This is a genomic window from Streptomyces sp. NPDC111520 (assembly GCF_055635295.1).
Genome location: NZ_JBVKBW010000003.1, coordinates 163,027 through 178,163, shown reverse-complemented (window position 1 = coordinate 178,163; position 15,137 = coordinate 163,027). Strand labels below are relative to the sequence as shown.

Genomic DNA, 15,137 nt, shown 5'->3' with positions numbered 1-15,137 from the left:
ATCGTTTTCGGCTTACCCAACACGGCCCAGCGCCGTCGGCAGGACGGGTGGCCCTCGTAGCGGCCCTCCCCGCGCCGTCACACGCAGCGGATCGCCCGCACACCACATGCGACACAACATTCCGGGCGGCCGATTCCGGTCCGGGCCGGCGGCCGCCGGCGCACCTTCGAACGAACCACAAGGAGAACGGCCATGAGCACGATCACCACGGAAATGCGGGACTTCATCTCACGCGTCGTCCACGACGGCAGCAACTACCGCATGAACGCCATGGAGAAGCTCTACACGGACGACATGGCGATCCTCTTCCCCACCGCGGAGGGATCCATCGCGGCGGCTCCCCGCGAGGAGGTCTTCGCCGAGTTCGCCGCCCGGGGGAAGGCGGGCGAGGCGCCGCTGTCCACCGAGTACGAGATCCTGCATGCCGAGGACCAGGGCGAGCACGCCACCGCGCTCCTCTACCGCCGCATGAGCGACACCGCCGCACCGTTCCTCTACGAGCTGCGCCTGAAGCGGGGCGGCGCCTACGGCTGGCTCGTCGCCGGCGAGACCGTGACGCCGTGGCCCGACCCGGAGACGGCCGGAGCCTTCCTCCCGCCGCGGCAGGCCGCCTGAGGGCGGCGCAAGGAACGCCCGGCTTCGTGACCCGGCGATGCTCCGACGACCCCGGCGCTCGTGGGTGTTACCGACGTTGCGTGGCCACCGCCGGCGCGCTCCATGCGCCGGCGGTGGCCCTCCCGAGCGGCGTTTGCGGGGTGCACCTCCCGTCATGACGCCCCGAGTCATGACGGGCCGCCACCAGAGCCACGCCGAGGATCCGCCCGTACTCCGGACCGCCTTTCTCTGTCTCCCCGGTTCAACCAGCACGACCTCGATGACAACCGAAGGATGAACCATGCACTCCAGCGCGCACGTCGGCGTCACCGGCCTCGCGGTCATGGGCCGCAATCTGGCTCGCAACCTGGCCCGGCACGGCTATGCGGTGGCCGTCCACAACCGCAGCCCCACCCGCACCATGGCGCTGGTCGACGAGTTCGGCCACGAGGGCACCTTCATCGCGGCGGAAACGGCGCGGGAGATGGTCGCCGCGCTGCAGCGGCCCCGGCGTCTGATCGTCATGGTGCAGGCCGGCCGGGCCACCGACGAGGTGATCGCCGAGTACGCCCCGCTGCTCGAACCCGGCGATGTCATCGTCGACGGCGGCAACGCCCACTTCGCGGACACCCGCCGCCGCGAGGCTGCCCTGCGCGAACGCGGCATCCACTTCCTGGGCACCGGCATCTCCGGCGGTGAGGAAGGGGCACTGAACGGCCCCAGCATCATGCCCGGCGGCTCCCGGGCAGCGTACGAGTTGCTGGCTCCCGTCCTGAACGACATCGCCGCCACCGCCCCCGACGGCACCCCGGCTGTGGCCCACCTCGGCCCCGACGGCGCCGGCCACTTCGTCAAAATGGTCCACAACGGCATCGAGTACGCCGACATGCAGCTCATAGCCGAGGCCTACCACCTGCTGCGCCACGCCACCGGATGGGATCCGGCGCGGATCGCCGAGGTCTTCCGCCGGTGGAACACCGGCCGCCTGAACTCCTACCTCATCGAGGTCACCGCCGAGGTCCTCGCCCACCACGACGCCGATACCGGCCGGCCCTTCGTCGACGTCATCGCCGACGCCGCCGAACAGAAGGGCACCGGGCGTTGGACCGTGCAGAGCGCCCTCGACCTCGGCATCCCGGTCTCCGGCATCGCCGAAGCCGTCTTCGCCCGCTCCCTGTCCGGCCACAGCGCTTTGCGCGCCACCGGCGCCGCCCTGCCCGGCCCCACCCCGACCGTCCTCGGCGCACGCGACGCCGCCCGCTTCACCGACCAGGTCGAACAGGCCCTGTACGCCTCCAAAGTCATCTCCTACGCCCAGGGCCTCCACCAGATCCAAGCCGCCGCCACCACCTACGGCTGGACCACCGACCTCGCCGTCGTCGCCGCGGTGTGGCGCGCCGGGTGCATCATCCGCGCCGACTTCCTCGACCGCGTCCGCGACGCCTACACCACCGACCCCACCCTGCCCGGTCTGCTCGCCGACCCGGGCTTCGCCCGCGAAGTCGGCGACGCCCAATTGCCCTGGCGCCTCGTCGTCGCCCACGCCACCCGCGACGGCGTCCCCGCACCCGCCTTCGCCGCCACCCTCGCCCACTACGACACCCTGCGCACTCCGCGCCTGCCCGCCTCCCTCATCCAGGCCCAACGCGACTACTTCGGCGCCCACACCTACCGCCGCACCGACCGCCCCGGCAGCTACCACACCCGCTGGGACACCGACCGCACCGAAGAACCCACCGCCTGACCGCTGCCCCGCCTCCGGGCCCGCGGGGCCCGCGACACGGCAGGGCGCGCAGTTCAGCGTCAACCTGAGCGACAACCTTGCTGATTGATGCTGTCAGGTGGGGATGGGGGAGTGGTGGTTTCCCGCGTCGCGGCCATGACCGCGCCACCTCCCACCCCCACAACCTCCGTGACCCCTGCGCCGACGCCGAGACGCCCGCAGTACGGCTGACCCACGAGGCCGCGCCGGGCAACCTGTGGGACGGGACATGTGACGTTGGCTGTGGCGGTTTCAAAGGGAGTCGTTTCGGCGTGACTTCGGGAGTCGTTGTGCGGCGGGCAGGGGCGTGATCAATGTCAGTGACTTTTGATGTCACCCGGGTGTCGTGGGATCGCCCGATCGGCCGCGATGGAGCCGGAACGTCCGTTGGGGTGCCAGTGAGCAGTGCTGGCCGTGGGCCTCCGACTGCGAGACACTCCCGGGGTGCGTGATCGTTTAGCAGTGAATTCGAGGTTGTGGTTGCGCCGCTGGGCAGCCGGCGACGTGCGGTCGGTGTTGACCGCCTTCGCGGACCCCGTGATGAGGCGGCAGGTCAGCGAGCCGATCGAGTCGCTGGACGCTGCTGAAAGATGGGTGGCGGTTCAGTCTGATCAGTGGGCCGGCGGTGCAGCCTTCGCGTTCGCGGTGGTCGATGGCGAGGACACCGTGCTGGGCAACGTTGCGGTGAGCGCCGTGAATCGGCGCCATGCGACGGGCTGGGTGTCGTACTGGACGACGCGGAGCGCGCGAGGCCGGGGCGTCGCATCGGGGGCTTGCCAGGCGCTGGCCCGCTGGGCCTTCGACGATGTAGGACTTTTCCGGTTGGAGCTGGGGCATCGGGTCAACAACCCGGCTTCATGCCGGGTGGCTCTGGCTGCGGGCTTTGCGTCGGAGGGAATCGAGCGCCAGAAACTGGAGTACGACGGCATGCGTTATGACGTCGAACGTCACGCCCGTCTGGCCACTGACGAGGAGCCCGCGCTGCCCTGATCAGAGTGCGCTGTGGAAAACGACTCGTTGGAGGCGATGGCGACACTGTCCTTCTCCTCGCGCTCGGTCAGGACCTGAAACAGCGCTCAGCGCCCCTGCGTCAAGCTCCATGTAGCCGAGTTCGTCAAAGATCGAGGCGGCCGCAGCGGGCGGTGGTCTTGGACAGCTGCTTCTCGTCGGCGGCTTTGACGAGCTTGGTGGCCGGTACGTAGCGGACGCGGAAGCCGTGCATCGCGGCCTCGGTGCCCAGGGCCATCAGCAGGTGGGACTTGCCGGTGCCGGAGCCGCCTATCAGGCAGAGCGGCCCACCTTTCTTGACCCATTCGCAAGTGGCGACCGTGCCGTTTCAGGAGTTGGTCGTAGTGGGCCACCGACGGCAGCGGCCAGGTGTCGGGTGGAAGGTGGGACAGCTTCCAGTCGGACAGGCGGTCAGGCGGCACCGCACGCGTGGCGCACGTTCCGCGTCCTGAGTGGACCCCGCCGGCTCCCGGATCACCGCAGCGTCGGCGACGGGGTCGTCGAGGGCGCTGCGGGCGCTGCGGGCGCTGCCCGCGTGATCCTCCCCACAACAGTTCCGGACAGGAGCCGGGCACTTCGGGCCGCGAGGCCCCGGAGGGCCGGAAGGCGTGGGGCGGAGACGTAACTTCGATGTCAGCAGTCCCGCCGTCCCGGGCACGGGGCCCATGGCCGCGGAGCATCCGACTGCAGTCGCCGCCGTCGTCCCTGGAGGAGCAGCGCCCATGAAGACCGTCACGCACTGGATCGGAGGCAGGCCCTTCGGGGACGCCGAGGGAGGCACCGGCAGCTGGGGCGCCGTGACCGACCCGGCGACCGGAGAGGTCACCACCCGGGTCGCGCTGGCCGGAACCGACGAGGTCGACGCCGCGGTCGCCGCGGCGAAGGTGGCCTACGTCGGCTGGCGCAGGACCTCGCTCGCGCAGCGTACGGCGATCCTCTTCCGCTACCGCGAACTGCTGGACGCACACCGGGACGACATCGCCGCGCTGATCACCGCCGAGCAGGGCAAGGTCCACGCGGACGCGCTGGGCGAGGTGGCCCGGGGCCTGGAGATCGTCGAGCTGGCCTGCGGCCTCGGCACGGCCCTCAAGGGCGAGACGTCCACCGAGGTGTCGGGCATGACCGACGTGGCGTCGGTCCGCCAGCCGCTCGGTGTGGTCGTCGGTGTCTCGCCGTTCAACTTCCCCGCGATGATCGGCATGTGGATGTTCCCCATGGCGATCGCCTGCGGCAACACCTTCGTCCACAAGCCCAGCAGCAAGGCCCCTTCCGCTTCCGTGCTCCTCGCGGAACTGGCGGCGGAGGCAGGGGTGCCCGCCGGCGTGCTCAACATCGTGCACGGCGACGAGACCGCGGTGAACGCGCTGCTCGACCACCCCGCCGTGGCGGCCGTCTCCTTCGTGGGCTCCACGCCGGTCGCCCGGCACGTGTACCGCAGGGCCGCCGCGAACGGCAAGCGTGTGCAGGCCCTCGGCGGCGCGAAGAACCACATGCTGGTCCTGCCCGACGCCGACCTCGACGCCGCCGCCGAGGCCGCCGTGACCGCCGCCTACGGCTCCGCGGGCCAGCGCTGCATGGCGGTCTCCGTGGTGGTCGCGGTCGGTTCGGCGGGCGACGCGCTGGTGCCCCGGATCGCCGAGCGGGCCGCGAGGGTCAGGATCGGCCCGGGTGACGACCCGGCGTCCGAGATGGGCCCGCTCGTCACCAGGGCGCACCGCGACGAGGTCGCCGGCTACGTCGCGGGCGCGGCCGCCCAGGGGGCCGAAGTGGTGCTCGACGGCAGGGACTTCACCGTCGAGGGCCTCGAGAACGGGCACTGGATGGGCATCTCGCTCCTCGACCATGTGGACACCGGTTCCGACGTCTACCGGAACGAGGTCTTCGGCCCCGTCCTGTGCGTCGTCCGCGCCGGGACATATGAGGAGGCCGTGCGCATCGTCAACGGTTCCCCGTTCGGCAACGCGAGCTCGATCTTCACCCGTGACGGCGGCGCGGCCCGCCGGTTCCAACTCGAGGTCGAGACCGGCATGGTGGGCGTGAACGTGCCGATGCCGGTGCCGGTGGGCCACCACTCCTTCGGCGGCTGGAAGGACTCGGCCTTCGGCGACCACCGGATGTACGGCGGCGAAGCCGTGCACTTCTACACGCGCGGCAAGGTCATCACGAGCCGCTGGCCGGACCCGGCCGAGGCGACGGCCGGTTGAGCCGACGGGCTGACAGGGCGACGGGCTGAGGGGCTGAGGGGCGCGGGCACCCCCTCGGCCCCGGCCTCGTGCGCACGGCCAGAGCCCGAACCGGTCACGGGGCGAAGTACCTGAGCAGCCGTTCCCGTGCGGTCCGCTCCGCGTCGGCGAACCGGGCGCAGCCCGCCTCGGTGAGGGTCACCTCGACCTTCCTGCGGTCCCTGTCACGGCGATGGCGTTCGATCAGCCCGGCCGCCTCCAGGCCCTTCAGGACCAGGGCCATCCGGGGTGCGGGTTCTCCGAGGAACGCCGCCAGCCGGACCACCGGCAGCGTGCGGTCCTCGGCTCCGGCGAGGGCGCCGAGCACGAGGTGGTCGTGGAGCGACAGACGGTGCCGCGCACGCAGTTCGCCGTGCAGGAGTCCCAGGCTGTACAGGACGGGTGGTGGCCGGCGTGCGGCGTCCTCCGGATCGCGGTCCTCGGTCATGTCTCTTCCCTGGGTGGGGCCGGCGGCCGCGGGCGCGCGGCCGTACCCACTTCAGCGGAATCGCCGCCGGGGACGATGGCGGGCCGTCGGCCAGGAACCCCTCGGATCGGGACACCCGGCCGCCCGCGGGCGCCGCGCCCTGATCCGGGGGCGGGGCTTCGCGGACGGCCGGCCGCCCCGCCCGAGGTCCTGATGTGAGGCCGGCGTGGCACGGCGGGCCGTCGGCCCCCGGCCCCTCCCGGACCTACGGTCGTCAACGCGACGCGCAGGCACGGGGTTCGGTCCGCGCGCACGGGCGACGCGTCCGCGGACGCGGACGGACCCGTGCACCGCGCGCCGGACGCCCCTTGCGCGTCCGCCGACGGCACAGCGGCATCGAGGAGGAGCAGCGGCATGAGCCTGCTGGGACGGATCAAGCAGCCCGCGGACCTGAGGGGTCTGAGCCATCCGGAGCTGGCCCGGCTCGCCGGGGAGATCCGCGAGTTCCTGGTCCGGCACGTCGCGGCCACGGGCGGTCATCTGGGGCCCAACCTCGGTGTCGTGGAACTGACCCTGGCGCTGCACCGGGTCTTCGACTCCCCGCGGGACCGGCTGTTGTGGGACGTGGGCCACCAGGCGTACGTCCACAAGATCGTGACCGGGCGGGCCGGGGAGTTCACCGGTCTGCGGCAGCGCGGCGGCCTCTCCGGCTACCCCAGCCGGGAGGAGTCCGCGCACGACCACATCGAGCACTCCCACGCCTCGGCGGCCCTGTCGTACGCCGACGGCATGGCCAAGGCGCGACGGCTCGCGGGGGAGGCGGACCGGCACATCGTCGCCGTCGTCGGCGACGGCGCCCTCACCGGAGGCCTGGCCTGGGAGGCCCTGAACAACATCGCGGAGGCACCCGAACGGCCCGTGGTGATCGTCCTCAACGACAACGGCCGTTCGTACGCGCCGACCGTGGGCGGACTCGCGCGGCACCTGGCCGCCCTGCGCGGCCACGCCGGCTACGAGCGGCTGGCCGGCTGGGGCAAACAGGCCCTCGACGGTGCCGGGACACCCGGCCGGGCGCTGCACCGCACCCTGCACGCGGCCAAGGAAGGCCTCAAGGAGGGGCTGAGGGCGAGCCTCGGGGAGGGCTCCGCCGATGCGGCCGTCACGCCGCACTCGCTCTTCCGCGAGCTGGGACTGCACTACATCGGGCCTGTCGACGGCCACGACATCGGGGCCCTGGAGGCAGCCCTGGAGCGGGCCAGGACCCATGGCGCACCCGTCGTCGTCCACTGCATGACCCGCAAGGGGCTCGGATACCCGCCCGCCGAACAGGACGAGGAGGACCATCTGCACGGCGTCGGCACCATCGACCCGCGGACGGGCCGCCCCCTGCGGCCCGCGGGTCTGACCTGGTCGGCGGCGTTCGGCCGGGAACTGGTGGAGTTGGCCGGCACGCACCCGGACGTCGTGGCGATCACCGCGGCCATGCCCGGTTCCGTCGGCCTGAACGACTTCGCCGCACGCCACCCGGACCGGTTCTTCGACGTCGGGATCGCCGAGCAGCACGCGGTCGCCTCGGCCGCCGGGATGGCCATGGCGGGACTGCACCCGGTGATCGCCCTGTACGGCACCTTCCTCAACCGCGCGCTCGACCAGGTGCTGATGGACCTCGCGCTGCACCGTCTCGGCGCGACCCTCGTCCTCGACCGGTCCGGGGTCACCGGCGACGACGGGCCCAGTCACAACGGGCTGTGGGACCTGGCGATGCTCCAGGCCGTGCCCGGACTGCGCATCGCCGCTCCCCGCGACGCGCGCACGCTGCGGGAGCGGTTGCGGGAGGCCGTGGCGATCGCGGACGCGCCGACGGTCCTGCGCTACCCGCGGGGCGCGGTCGGCCCGGAGATCCCGGCGGCGGCTCGCGCGGGTGCGGTCGACGTCCTGCGTGAGGCGGGGCCCGGCACCGGCGGCGTGCTGCTGATCGCCGTCGGGACGACGGCGCCGGTCGCCCTGGAGGCGGCGGCGCTCTGCGCAGGGCACGGCGTGCGGGTCACCGTGGTGGACCCGCTGTGGGTGAAGCCGCTCCCCGGCGAACTGCCCGCCCTCGCCGCGGGACACGACCTGGTCGTCACGGTCGAGGACGGCCTGCGGACCGGGGGAGTGGGCACCGCGGTGGTCCAGGCCCTGCAGGAGGCCGGCATCCGCGCCCCGGTGCGGGTCCTGGGCGTGGCCGACGGGTTCCCCCGGCAAGCCAGCCGTGCCGAGATCCTCGCGGAGGCGGGTCTGACCGCGCGGGGCGTCGCGGACGCCGTCACCCAGGTGCTGGCGCAGGCCGCCGCCTCGGCGTCGCCCGGCGATTCCCGGCCCGCCTCCGTGCCCGAAAGGTGATGAAGTGCCCACATCAGTAAAATGCTGCTACCGCGAGAGCGGCCGGAGGGCGTGTCATGTCGAAGATCATCCGCCGCGGAACCGGTGAGCGGACGTCCGGCCCCGATCCCCGGCCGCCCGGACTCCGCGCAACCCTCTCCGCCGCGGTGGCGGACCTCAACCCCGGTGCGCTCGCGTTCGTCATGGGCACCGGCATCGTCTCCACGGCCCTGTACGTAGGCGGCGCCCGCACGGCCTCCGCAGCGCTGCTGTGGGTGGCCCTGGCCGGTTTCGCGGTACTCGTGCCCGCGTACGGCCTGCGGCTGCTGCGGAGGCGTGAAGGGTTCGTCGCGGACTTCCTCGGGCCGCGCGCCTTCGCCTTCCTCACCCTCGCCATCTCCTCCAACGTGCTGGCATCACGCCTCGCGCCGGACGGCCACACGGCAGCCGCCGCGGCGTTCCTGGCGTTCGGGGCACTGGGGTGGGTGGTACTGGGCTACGGCATTCCGCTCGCGCTCATCACCACCCTGAAGCGGGGCCCCTCGTTCGACCAGGTGAACGGCACCTGGTTCCTGTGGGCGGTGGGCTCGGAGTCGGTGGCACTCGCGGCGGCCTCGCTGGCCCGGGTGACCACAGGACACGTGCTGCCCGTGCTGGCGGTGGTGTGCTGGGCCGTCGGCCTGATGCAGTACCTGCTGACCTCCGCGATCGTCCTGGCCAGACTGCTGGCCCGGCCCGTCCGGCCGGAAGGCCTCATGACGTCCGTCTGGATCTTCATGGGGGCGGCGGCGATCGCCGTGCTCGTCGCGGTGCGGCTGATCGCCCTCCCCCCGGGCAGCACCATCGTGTCGAGGGAGGTCCTCGTCGGGACGTCCGTCGTCCTGTGGTCGTTCTCCAGCTGGCTCGTCCCGCTCCTGCTGGCCCTCGGCGTATGGCGGCACGCGCTGCGCCGCATTCCGCTGCGCTACGACCTCGGCTGGTGGAACCTCGTCTTCCCGGTCGGCATGTACGCCGTCACCACGCACGAGCTGGGACGCGCGACCGGCACCTCGTGGATGACGAGCACGGGCCGCTGGGAGATCTGGGTCGCCGCGGCGTTCTGGGCCGTCGTGTTCGCCGCGATGGTGGGCTCCCGGTTCCCGCGGCGTCGCCCGGCCGCGGCGTGATCCGCTCCCGGTACGGGGCAGGTACGCCCGTGGGGTACGCCGTCGACCCGGGGCGCCCGCCGTGCCGACGCCGGAGCCCTCACCGCGCAAGGAGGCCGATGAGCAGGAGCGGGCCGTAGACGGCCACGAGGGCGTAGAGGAGCCGTCTCCATTCGAAGGACGTCGTCAGCCGGACCGGGCCGGCCGGGCCTCGGCCCCTGCTCCTGCTCCTGCCCGGGCCCTGGTCCGTGGCTCTGTGGGCCCGTAGTGCCGCACCGTGGGCCCGCTGGAGCTTCCGGAGCGCCTTCCGATGGGTCGGGTACCCGGTGAACGCCCCCAGCAGCGAACTGCCGAAGGCGATCGACTCGATCGTGCGTCCGTCGCGCAGGACGACGGTCAGGCCGTCGTGAATCGCCACCTCGCCCACATCGGTCCAGGCAACGGTCGAGGTCACCAAGAGGTTCGTGACGGACAAGCGGTCCGGCCCGCTGCGGATCGCCGAGTCCCACCCGAGAGCCCAGAAGAAGAGGGTCACGCCCCCGAGCAGGACCGCCCCTCCCGGGGCCTCGTGCAGCGGACCGATGAACAGAGCGGCCAGGGCGTAGGTCCCCACACCGCCGGCCACGGGCAGCCATACGTACACGGGCCGCCTGATCGCCCTCGTCCGCACCGGGACCACCTCCACGAACAGATCCTCCGTTCCATCCCGTCACGCACGGCTCGTCGCCTCGTCCTGGGCGGGTCCGGCCCCTGGTGTGACACCGGCGGCCCCTGTGTCAGTCGGCGATCTCGACCCTCCCGTTGGACGTGTCGGCGTGGGCCGGCGCCGTGGCGCCGCGCCGGGTGATGCCCTTGAGCAGGTCGGCGAGGTCGACTCCCGTGGTGGAGCTGAGCAGTTCCATGCCCTGCGCCACGTTGTCCGCCACCGTGCGGGACAGTTGGCTCGCTCCGTCCGTCGAGATCACGGTCATCCTGTCCACGGCGGCGAGCGGCTCGGAGGCCTTCGCGACGACCTGCGGCAGCACCTCGACCAGCATCTGCAGCACGGCGGCGTCGCCGTACCGGGCGAAGGCGTCCGCCTTCTTCTGCATGGCCTCGGCCTCGGCCGACCCCTTCGCCGCGATGGCCGCGGCCTGCGCCTCGCCCTCGACGCGTACGGCCTCGGCCAGCGCCGCCCGGTGCGCCTTCTCGCCCTCACCGGTGAGCCGGGAGCGCTGGGCGTCCGCCTCGGCCTCCTTGACCAGCGCGATCCGGCGGGCCTCGGCCTCCTGCTCGGCCCGGTAGCGCGCGGCGTCGGCCGGCTTGCGGACCATGGTGTCGAGTTCGCGGTCGGTCAGCGCGGCCTGCCGGGCGGCGACCTTCTCCTGCTCCGTGAGGACCTCCTGGTTGCGGGCGGCCTCCGCGAGCGGACCGGCGGCGGCCGCGCGGGCCGCGGCCTCGTCCGTCTCGGCCTTGATCTCGGCCTGCTTGAGCGCGAACGTCCGCTGGGCGACGGCGATCTCCTCCTCGGCCTTGAGCCGGGCCTGCTCCGACGCCTGCCGTGCCAGGGCCTCGGCGATGTCCGCCTCCTGCCGGGCCCGGGCGGCCTCGGGCCGTCCGAGGTCCTCCAGGTAGGAGCCCTCGGTGGTGATGTCCTGGATCTGGAAGGCGTCCAGGACCAGGCCCTGCCCGGACAGGCTGGCCTCCGCCTCCTCGGCCACCTGGCCGGCGAACGCCGCACGGTCGCGGATGACGTCCTCCACCGACATCCGCCCGACGATGGAGCGCAGCGCGCCCGACAGGACCTCCTGGGTGAAGCCGACGATGCCGTCCTGCTGCATCAGGAACCGCTGGGCGGCCGCGCGGATGGAGTCCTCGGTCCCCCCGACCTTGACGATCGCGACGCCCTCGAGGTGCGCCTTGACCCCGCGCAGCGTGACCGCGCCCCGAACGGCGACGGGGATGTGCCGGCTCGACAGGTCGAGGGTGAACTTCTGCTGGACGAAGGGCACGACGAACACGCCCCCGCCGACCACGACCTTCTGGCCGCTGTTGTCGGTGAAGACGCGTCCGGTCTCCGGGTCGGTGGACTTCTTGCCACGCCGCCCGGTGACGATGAACGCCTCGCTGGGACCGGCGACCTTGTAGCGGGTGACGACGACGAGGGCGAGCAGGACGACGAGGACGACGATGCCCACCGCGGCGGTGAGGACAGGGTTCATGCCGGATTCCCTTGGTCGGAGCAGGACTGACGAGGAAGAAGCCGCGGCGCCGTACGCGCGGTGCCGGGGGCCCGGCCGCGGCGCACGCGGTACGGGCTACGGGAGGGGTGCGAGGTGCGAGCCGCCGGGGCGTTCAGGCGCGGGGGTTCAGCGGTCGACGGGGCGTACGGCCACCGACGTGGCCGACAGCGCCGCCTCCACCCACACCCTCGAGCCCCGCGGCAGCGGGACGGTACTCCTGGCCGCGAGTTTCACGGGCTGACCGGCCAGGTACGCGAGCACCTCGCCGTAGCCGTCCGCGGGGATCGCGGTGACCACCGTGCCGGAAGCGCCGACGAGGTCGTCGCCGCGCGGCGCCGCCGAATCCCCGCCGCGCATCAGCGACCGGCCGAACCGCCACGTCAGCCATCCCGCGACACCACCGGCGGCGACCCCCACGGCGGCGGCGGACGCCGTCCCGAGATCCGTCGTGCCGAGGACGATCGCGCCGGCGAAGCCGAGCATCGACACGAACCCGGCGACCACCGGCAGGGACAGCAGGCCGTCCAGGCCCCCGAGCCCGTCGAGGAGCCCGTCCAGGACACCGTCGACGACGAGGGCCAGCGCCAGCACCACCAGACCGGCGATGCCGAGCCCGAGGAACCACTCCATCGCGTCCCCGCCCCCTGCCCGTTCGCCGATCCGGCCTTCCGAAGACACCGCGATGCTGTCACGGGCCGCGGCAGCCGGTCATTGCCGGATCCCGGCAGTCTTTACGCGTTCTTTACGACCGTCCGGCGCTTCGTCCGCCCCCGGGTTTCACCCTCGCCGGCACTCCTGAAAACCCGCTGAAACGGCGATGAACGCGGGCCCGGTCACGATCTGCGCATGACGACGACGGCCCCGCGAGGGCCGGTGACCCGGGAGGGGACCCCCATGAACGGCCTGCGAACGATGCGCCCTCACCTGGCGGCCTTCGTGCGCTTCGCGGGGCTGGGCGGCGGAGTCACCCTGGTGTCCTCGGCGGCCCTGGTCCTGCTCGCGCAGTGGATCCCGTGGATGGCGGCGAACGTGCTGACCACCGTCGCCTCCTCGGTGGCCGCAACGGAGTTGCACGCCCGCGTCACGTTCGGCTGCGGACGGCCCGGTCTGGCCGGCCACGTGAAAGGCGCGGCCACCGTCGCCGCCGGCTGGCTGGTCACCTCGGCCGCGATCGGCGCGCTGTCCGTGCTCCGCCCCGGCGCCGGGGTCGTCCTGCAGCAGTCGGTGTACCTGTCGGCCACCGCGCTCGTCGGGATCGGCCGCTATCTCGTGCTGCGGCTGTCGGTGTTCGCGGAGCGCGCCCCTCGGACGCGTCGGGCGCGCGGTGTCCGCGCGCGTGCGGCGTACGACGCGGCGGCGTGAACCCCGGCAGCGCCTGGGGCCGGGACGACGTCCCGGCCCCAGGCGCCGCCGACCACTGTCGCTGGTCGCGGGGGGTCAGCGGTGGTCGTGGCCGTGGCCGTTGCCGCCGTCACTACGGCGGCGCTGCAGCGTGAACTTCTCGAACACCGACAGCTCACCGGTGGGCGTGATGATGTTGTAGTAGGTGACGTGGATGCGGGTCATGTCACCGGCGTGACGGCCCGGGTCGACGGAGAACTCGGCGAAGCCGTACGGGTGCTCGGCGTCACGGACGCCGATCCAGACCGCCGTCTCCTTCTCCTTGACGGAGTTGTACTTGCCGACGTGCTCCATCTGGACGTACGCCGAGTGGTGCCCGTGGCCGTCGGCGTCGTCGGTGGTGAAGGTGTTGTTGGTGATGCCGGACACACCGCCGCCGCCGAGGACCATGTGCGTCGTGCCGTGCTCGCTCTCGATCACGTCGAGCGCGGCCTGACTCGGGTTGGGCGTGAGGGTGACGCTGCCGGGGACGACGCCGCGCACCGCCAACGAGCGCTCGTAGTCGTGCTCGTGGCCGCAGACCACCAGGTCGACGCCGTACTTGTCGAACAGCGGGCCGTACGCCGCGCGCAGCGCGACATCGGCGCCGTTCGCGCCGGTCGCCGAGCTGATCATCACCTGGTGCATGCAGACGACGATCCAGTCGATGTCCTTCGAACCCCGTGCCGCCTTGAGCTCCTTCTCCAGCCAGGCGAGCTGCCGGCCGCCGGAGTAGCCCTTGATGTAGATGTCGCCGCCCTCCTGCAGCGCGATGTCGTCGTTCTGCAGGACGATCACCTTCACCGCGCCGACCGTGAAGGAGTACCAGAGGTTGTCGAGCTCGGGCTGGGTCTCGGTCGAGGGCAGCTCGAAGTAGGTCTGGTACGCGTCGAGCCCGAGCTTGCCGTTGGCCAGCTCGATCTCGTGGTTGCCCGCGGCCGGCATCCACGGACGGAACCGCGCCGAGCGGCTGTTGTTGGCGAGGAAGTCCTTCCAGACGCGGACGCGGTCCGGCCCGGTGTTGGCGTAGCAGAGGTCGCCGTTGAGGAGGTTGAACAGCGGGCCGACCTTCTCGATGCCGGTGACGATGTCGGCGGCGGCGGGCGTGGCGTTGGGCTCGAAGTCGCGGCCCGAGGCGTCGGCCGGGTTCGCACCGGTCTTCCACGTCACGCTGGGCGCACCCTGGTCGCCGAAGCTGGTGAAGGTGAACGGCGCCCTGCCCGACGGGGCCGTGTGGAAGGTGCCGGCGTCGGGGGTGGCACCGTCGTGCTGGGCCGCGTACAGGTAGTCGGTGTCGGCCCTGAGCTTGCTGAGCAGCGCGTGATGGGCCCAGACGGTCCGCCCGGAGGTGCCGTCCACGTAGGTCTTCGTCTTCGCGTGCACGGTGGAGCCGAAGCCACCGCTCAGCGTGCCGTAGACGACCCGCGGGTTCTTGACGGCCGCGTCGGTGATCCACGACACGACCATCTGGCTGCGCGGGTCGGCGCCGAAGGTCAGGTGCAGGCCCTGGACGGGGGTGGTGGGCGAGCCGGTGGTGAGACCGGTGACCTCCGACGTCGCCGGGGCCGCCTCGGCGGTTCCGGCGCCGAGGACCAGCGGCCCGGCGGCGGCGCCGGACACGGTCGCGCCGAACAGGCCGAGTGCGTTGCGGCGAGAGATGCGGGTTTGCTTGCGTTCTTCCGGCATTCCGGGGGCCTTTCACGTCGTCGGTTGCAGTCGCACACCGACCGGACTGCAGCGCTCCGAACCTGACAGCGGGCTGCGGCAGGTCAGCGGTGCGCGCACTCACGGACGCTAGGAAGCACGGTCGACCGGAGCGGTGAGACGGGCGTGAACGACAGATGGCGGTCACCCCAACGGACTCCCATTCCGGACGACATGACCCTGTCTTGACCAATTCTTGGAAAGATCGGGGTGTTCGGGCGCGCTCCCGTCACTCGTGACGAAGCCGACACTGCGGCCCGGCGCGCGGTGCCTTCGGTGCCCGGTCGCAACGAGCGTTGCCCGCGGTGTCGT

The 15,137-nt window shown here is 72.3% G+C and carries 12 protein-coding genes and 1 pseudogene; 7 read left to right on the top strand and 6 right to left on the bottom strand.

What is annotated here, in order from left to right; genetic code table 11:
• Positions 1–192: 192 nt before the first annotated feature.
• The 3 genes from ACZ7MY_RS08195 (at position 193) to ACZ7MY_RS08185 (ending at position 3,346) form a co-directional block, all read left to right on the top strand.
• Entirely contained in the window at positions 193–615 is a 423-nt protein-coding gene (locus tag ACZ7MY_RS08195) for a hypothetical protein (protein ID WP_499600449.1), read from the top strand.
• A 280-nt stretch (positions 616–895) separates the two neighbouring features.
• The gene (gene gnd, locus ACZ7MY_RS08190; RefSeq protein WP_499600448.1) at positions 896–2,338 is read left to right on the top strand and encodes an NADP-dependent phosphogluconate dehydrogenase; all 1,443 of its coding nucleotides are present in this window, start codon (positions 896–898) and stop codon (positions 2,336–2,338) included.
• Between the two features lie 480 nt (positions 2,339–2,818).
• Complete coding sequence (locus ACZ7MY_RS08185; protein WP_499600447.1) at positions 2,819–3,346, top strand: GNAT family N-acetyltransferase; 528 nt, start codon at positions 2,819–2,821, stop codon at positions 3,344–3,346.
• A 17-nt stretch (positions 3,347–3,363) separates the two neighbouring features.
• Here the strand turns inward: ACZ7MY_RS08185 and ACZ7MY_RS08180 are convergent.
• Positions 3,364–3,686, bottom strand: a pseudogene (locus tag ACZ7MY_RS08180) (ATP-binding protein); the annotation flags it as partial.
• A gap of 400 nt (positions 3,687–4,086) precedes the next feature.
• On the opposite strand from ACZ7MY_RS08180, the gene ACZ7MY_RS08175 reads away from it, so the two are divergent.
• Positions 4,087–5,568, top strand: a complete 1,482-nt coding sequence (locus tag ACZ7MY_RS08175) for a CoA-acylating methylmalonate-semialdehyde dehydrogenase (RefSeq protein ID WP_499600446.1) — start codon at positions 4,087–4,089, stop codon at positions 5,566–5,568.
• A gap of 94 nt (positions 5,569–5,662) precedes the next feature.
• Here the strand turns inward: ACZ7MY_RS08175 and ACZ7MY_RS08170 are convergent, their stop codons facing one another.
• Positions 5,663–6,034 carry a MarR family transcriptional regulator gene (locus tag ACZ7MY_RS08170; RefSeq protein WP_499600445.1) on the bottom strand — a complete coding sequence of 124 codons (372 nt, stop codon included), beginning with the start codon at positions 6,032–6,034 and terminating at the stop codon, positions 5,663–5,665.
• Positions 6,035–6,427: 393 nt separating this feature from the next.
• Here ACZ7MY_RS08170 and dxs point away from each other — a divergent pair, with 393 nt between their 5' ends.
• Positions 6,428–8,395, top strand: a complete 1,968-nt coding sequence (gene dxs, locus ACZ7MY_RS08165; protein ID WP_499600444.1) for a 1-deoxy-D-xylulose-5-phosphate synthase — start codon at positions 6,428–6,430, stop codon at positions 8,393–8,395.
• Positions 8,396–8,451: 56 nt separating this feature from the next.
• Positions 8,452–9,540, top strand: coding sequence for a tellurite resistance/C4-dicarboxylate transporter family protein (locus ACZ7MY_RS08160; RefSeq protein WP_499600443.1), 1,089 nt, complete (start codon positions 8,452–8,454; stop codon positions 9,538–9,540).
• 79 nt (positions 9,541–9,619) lie between these two features.
• On the opposite strand, the gene ACZ7MY_RS08155 is transcribed toward ACZ7MY_RS08160, so the two are convergent.
• The 3 genes from ACZ7MY_RS08155 to ACZ7MY_RS08145 form a co-directional block, all read right to left on the bottom strand.
• Positions 9,620–10,204 (bottom strand): hypothetical protein, encoded by a 585-nt coding sequence (locus tag ACZ7MY_RS08155; protein WP_499600442.1) that lies wholly within the window; start codon positions 10,202–10,204, stop codon positions 9,620–9,622.
• Positions 10,205–10,295: 91 nt separating this feature from the next.
• A complete protein-coding gene (locus ACZ7MY_RS08150) occupies positions 10,296–11,720 on the bottom strand; it encodes a flotillin family protein (protein WP_499600441.1) in 1,425 nt (474 codons plus the stop codon).
• 147 nt (positions 11,721–11,867) lie between these two features.
• Entirely contained in the window at positions 11,868–12,371 is a 504-nt protein-coding gene (locus ACZ7MY_RS08145) for an NfeD C-terminal domain-containing protein (RefSeq protein WP_499600927.1), read from the bottom strand.
• Positions 12,372–12,635: 264 nt separating this feature from the next.
• Between ACZ7MY_RS08145 and ACZ7MY_RS08140 the strand changes: the two genes are divergently transcribed.
• Complete coding sequence (locus tag ACZ7MY_RS08140) at positions 12,636–13,103, top strand: GtrA domain-containing protein (protein ID WP_499600440.1); 468 nt, start codon at positions 12,636–12,638, stop codon at positions 13,101–13,103.
• A gap of 75 nt (positions 13,104–13,178) precedes the next feature.
• On the opposite strand, the gene ACZ7MY_RS08135 is transcribed toward ACZ7MY_RS08140, so the two are convergent.
• Positions 13,179–14,807, bottom strand: a complete 1,629-nt coding sequence (locus tag ACZ7MY_RS08135) for a purple acid phosphatase family protein (RefSeq protein ID WP_499600439.1) — start codon at positions 14,805–14,807, stop codon at positions 13,179–13,181.
• Between the last annotated feature and the right edge of the window lie 330 nt (positions 14,808–15,137).

Excerpts from the sequence above, each read along its gene's own strand:
- ACZ7MY_RS08195 (WP_499600449.1), top strand. The coding sequence starts at position 193 with ATGAGCACGATCACCACGGAAATGCGGGACTTCATCTCACGCGTCGTC.
- gnd (WP_499600448.1), top strand. The coding sequence starts at position 896 with ATGCACTCCAGCGCGCACGTCGGCGTCACCGGCCTCGCGGTCATGGGC.
- ACZ7MY_RS08175 (WP_499600446.1), top strand. The coding sequence starts at position 4,087 with ATGAAGACCGTCACGCACTGGATCGGAGGCAGGCCCTTCGGGGACGCC.
- ACZ7MY_RS08170 (WP_499600445.1), bottom strand. The coding sequence starts at position 6,034 with ATGACCGAGGACCGCGATCCGGAGGACGCCGCACGCCGGCCACCACCC.
- dxs (WP_499600444.1), top strand. The coding sequence starts at position 6,428 with ATGAGCCTGCTGGGACGGATCAAGCAGCCCGCGGACCTGAGGGGTCTG.
- ACZ7MY_RS08160 (WP_499600443.1), top strand. The coding sequence starts at position 8,452 with ATGTCGAAGATCATCCGCCGCGGAACCGGTGAGCGGACGTCCGGCCCC.
- ACZ7MY_RS08150 (WP_499600441.1), bottom strand. The coding sequence starts at position 11,720 with ATGAACCCTGTCCTCACCGCCGCGGTGGGCATCGTCGTCCTCGTCGTC.
- ACZ7MY_RS08145 (WP_499600927.1), bottom strand. The coding sequence starts at position 12,371 with ATGGAGTGGTTCCTCGGGCTCGGCATCGCCGGTCTGGTGGTGCTGGCG.
- ACZ7MY_RS08140 (WP_499600440.1), top strand. The coding sequence starts at position 12,636 with ATGAACGGCCTGCGAACGATGCGCCCTCACCTGGCGGCCTTCGTGCGC.
- ACZ7MY_RS08135 (WP_499600439.1), bottom strand. The coding sequence starts at position 14,807 with ATGCCGGAAGAACGCAAGCAAACCCGCATCTCTCGCCGCAACGCACTC.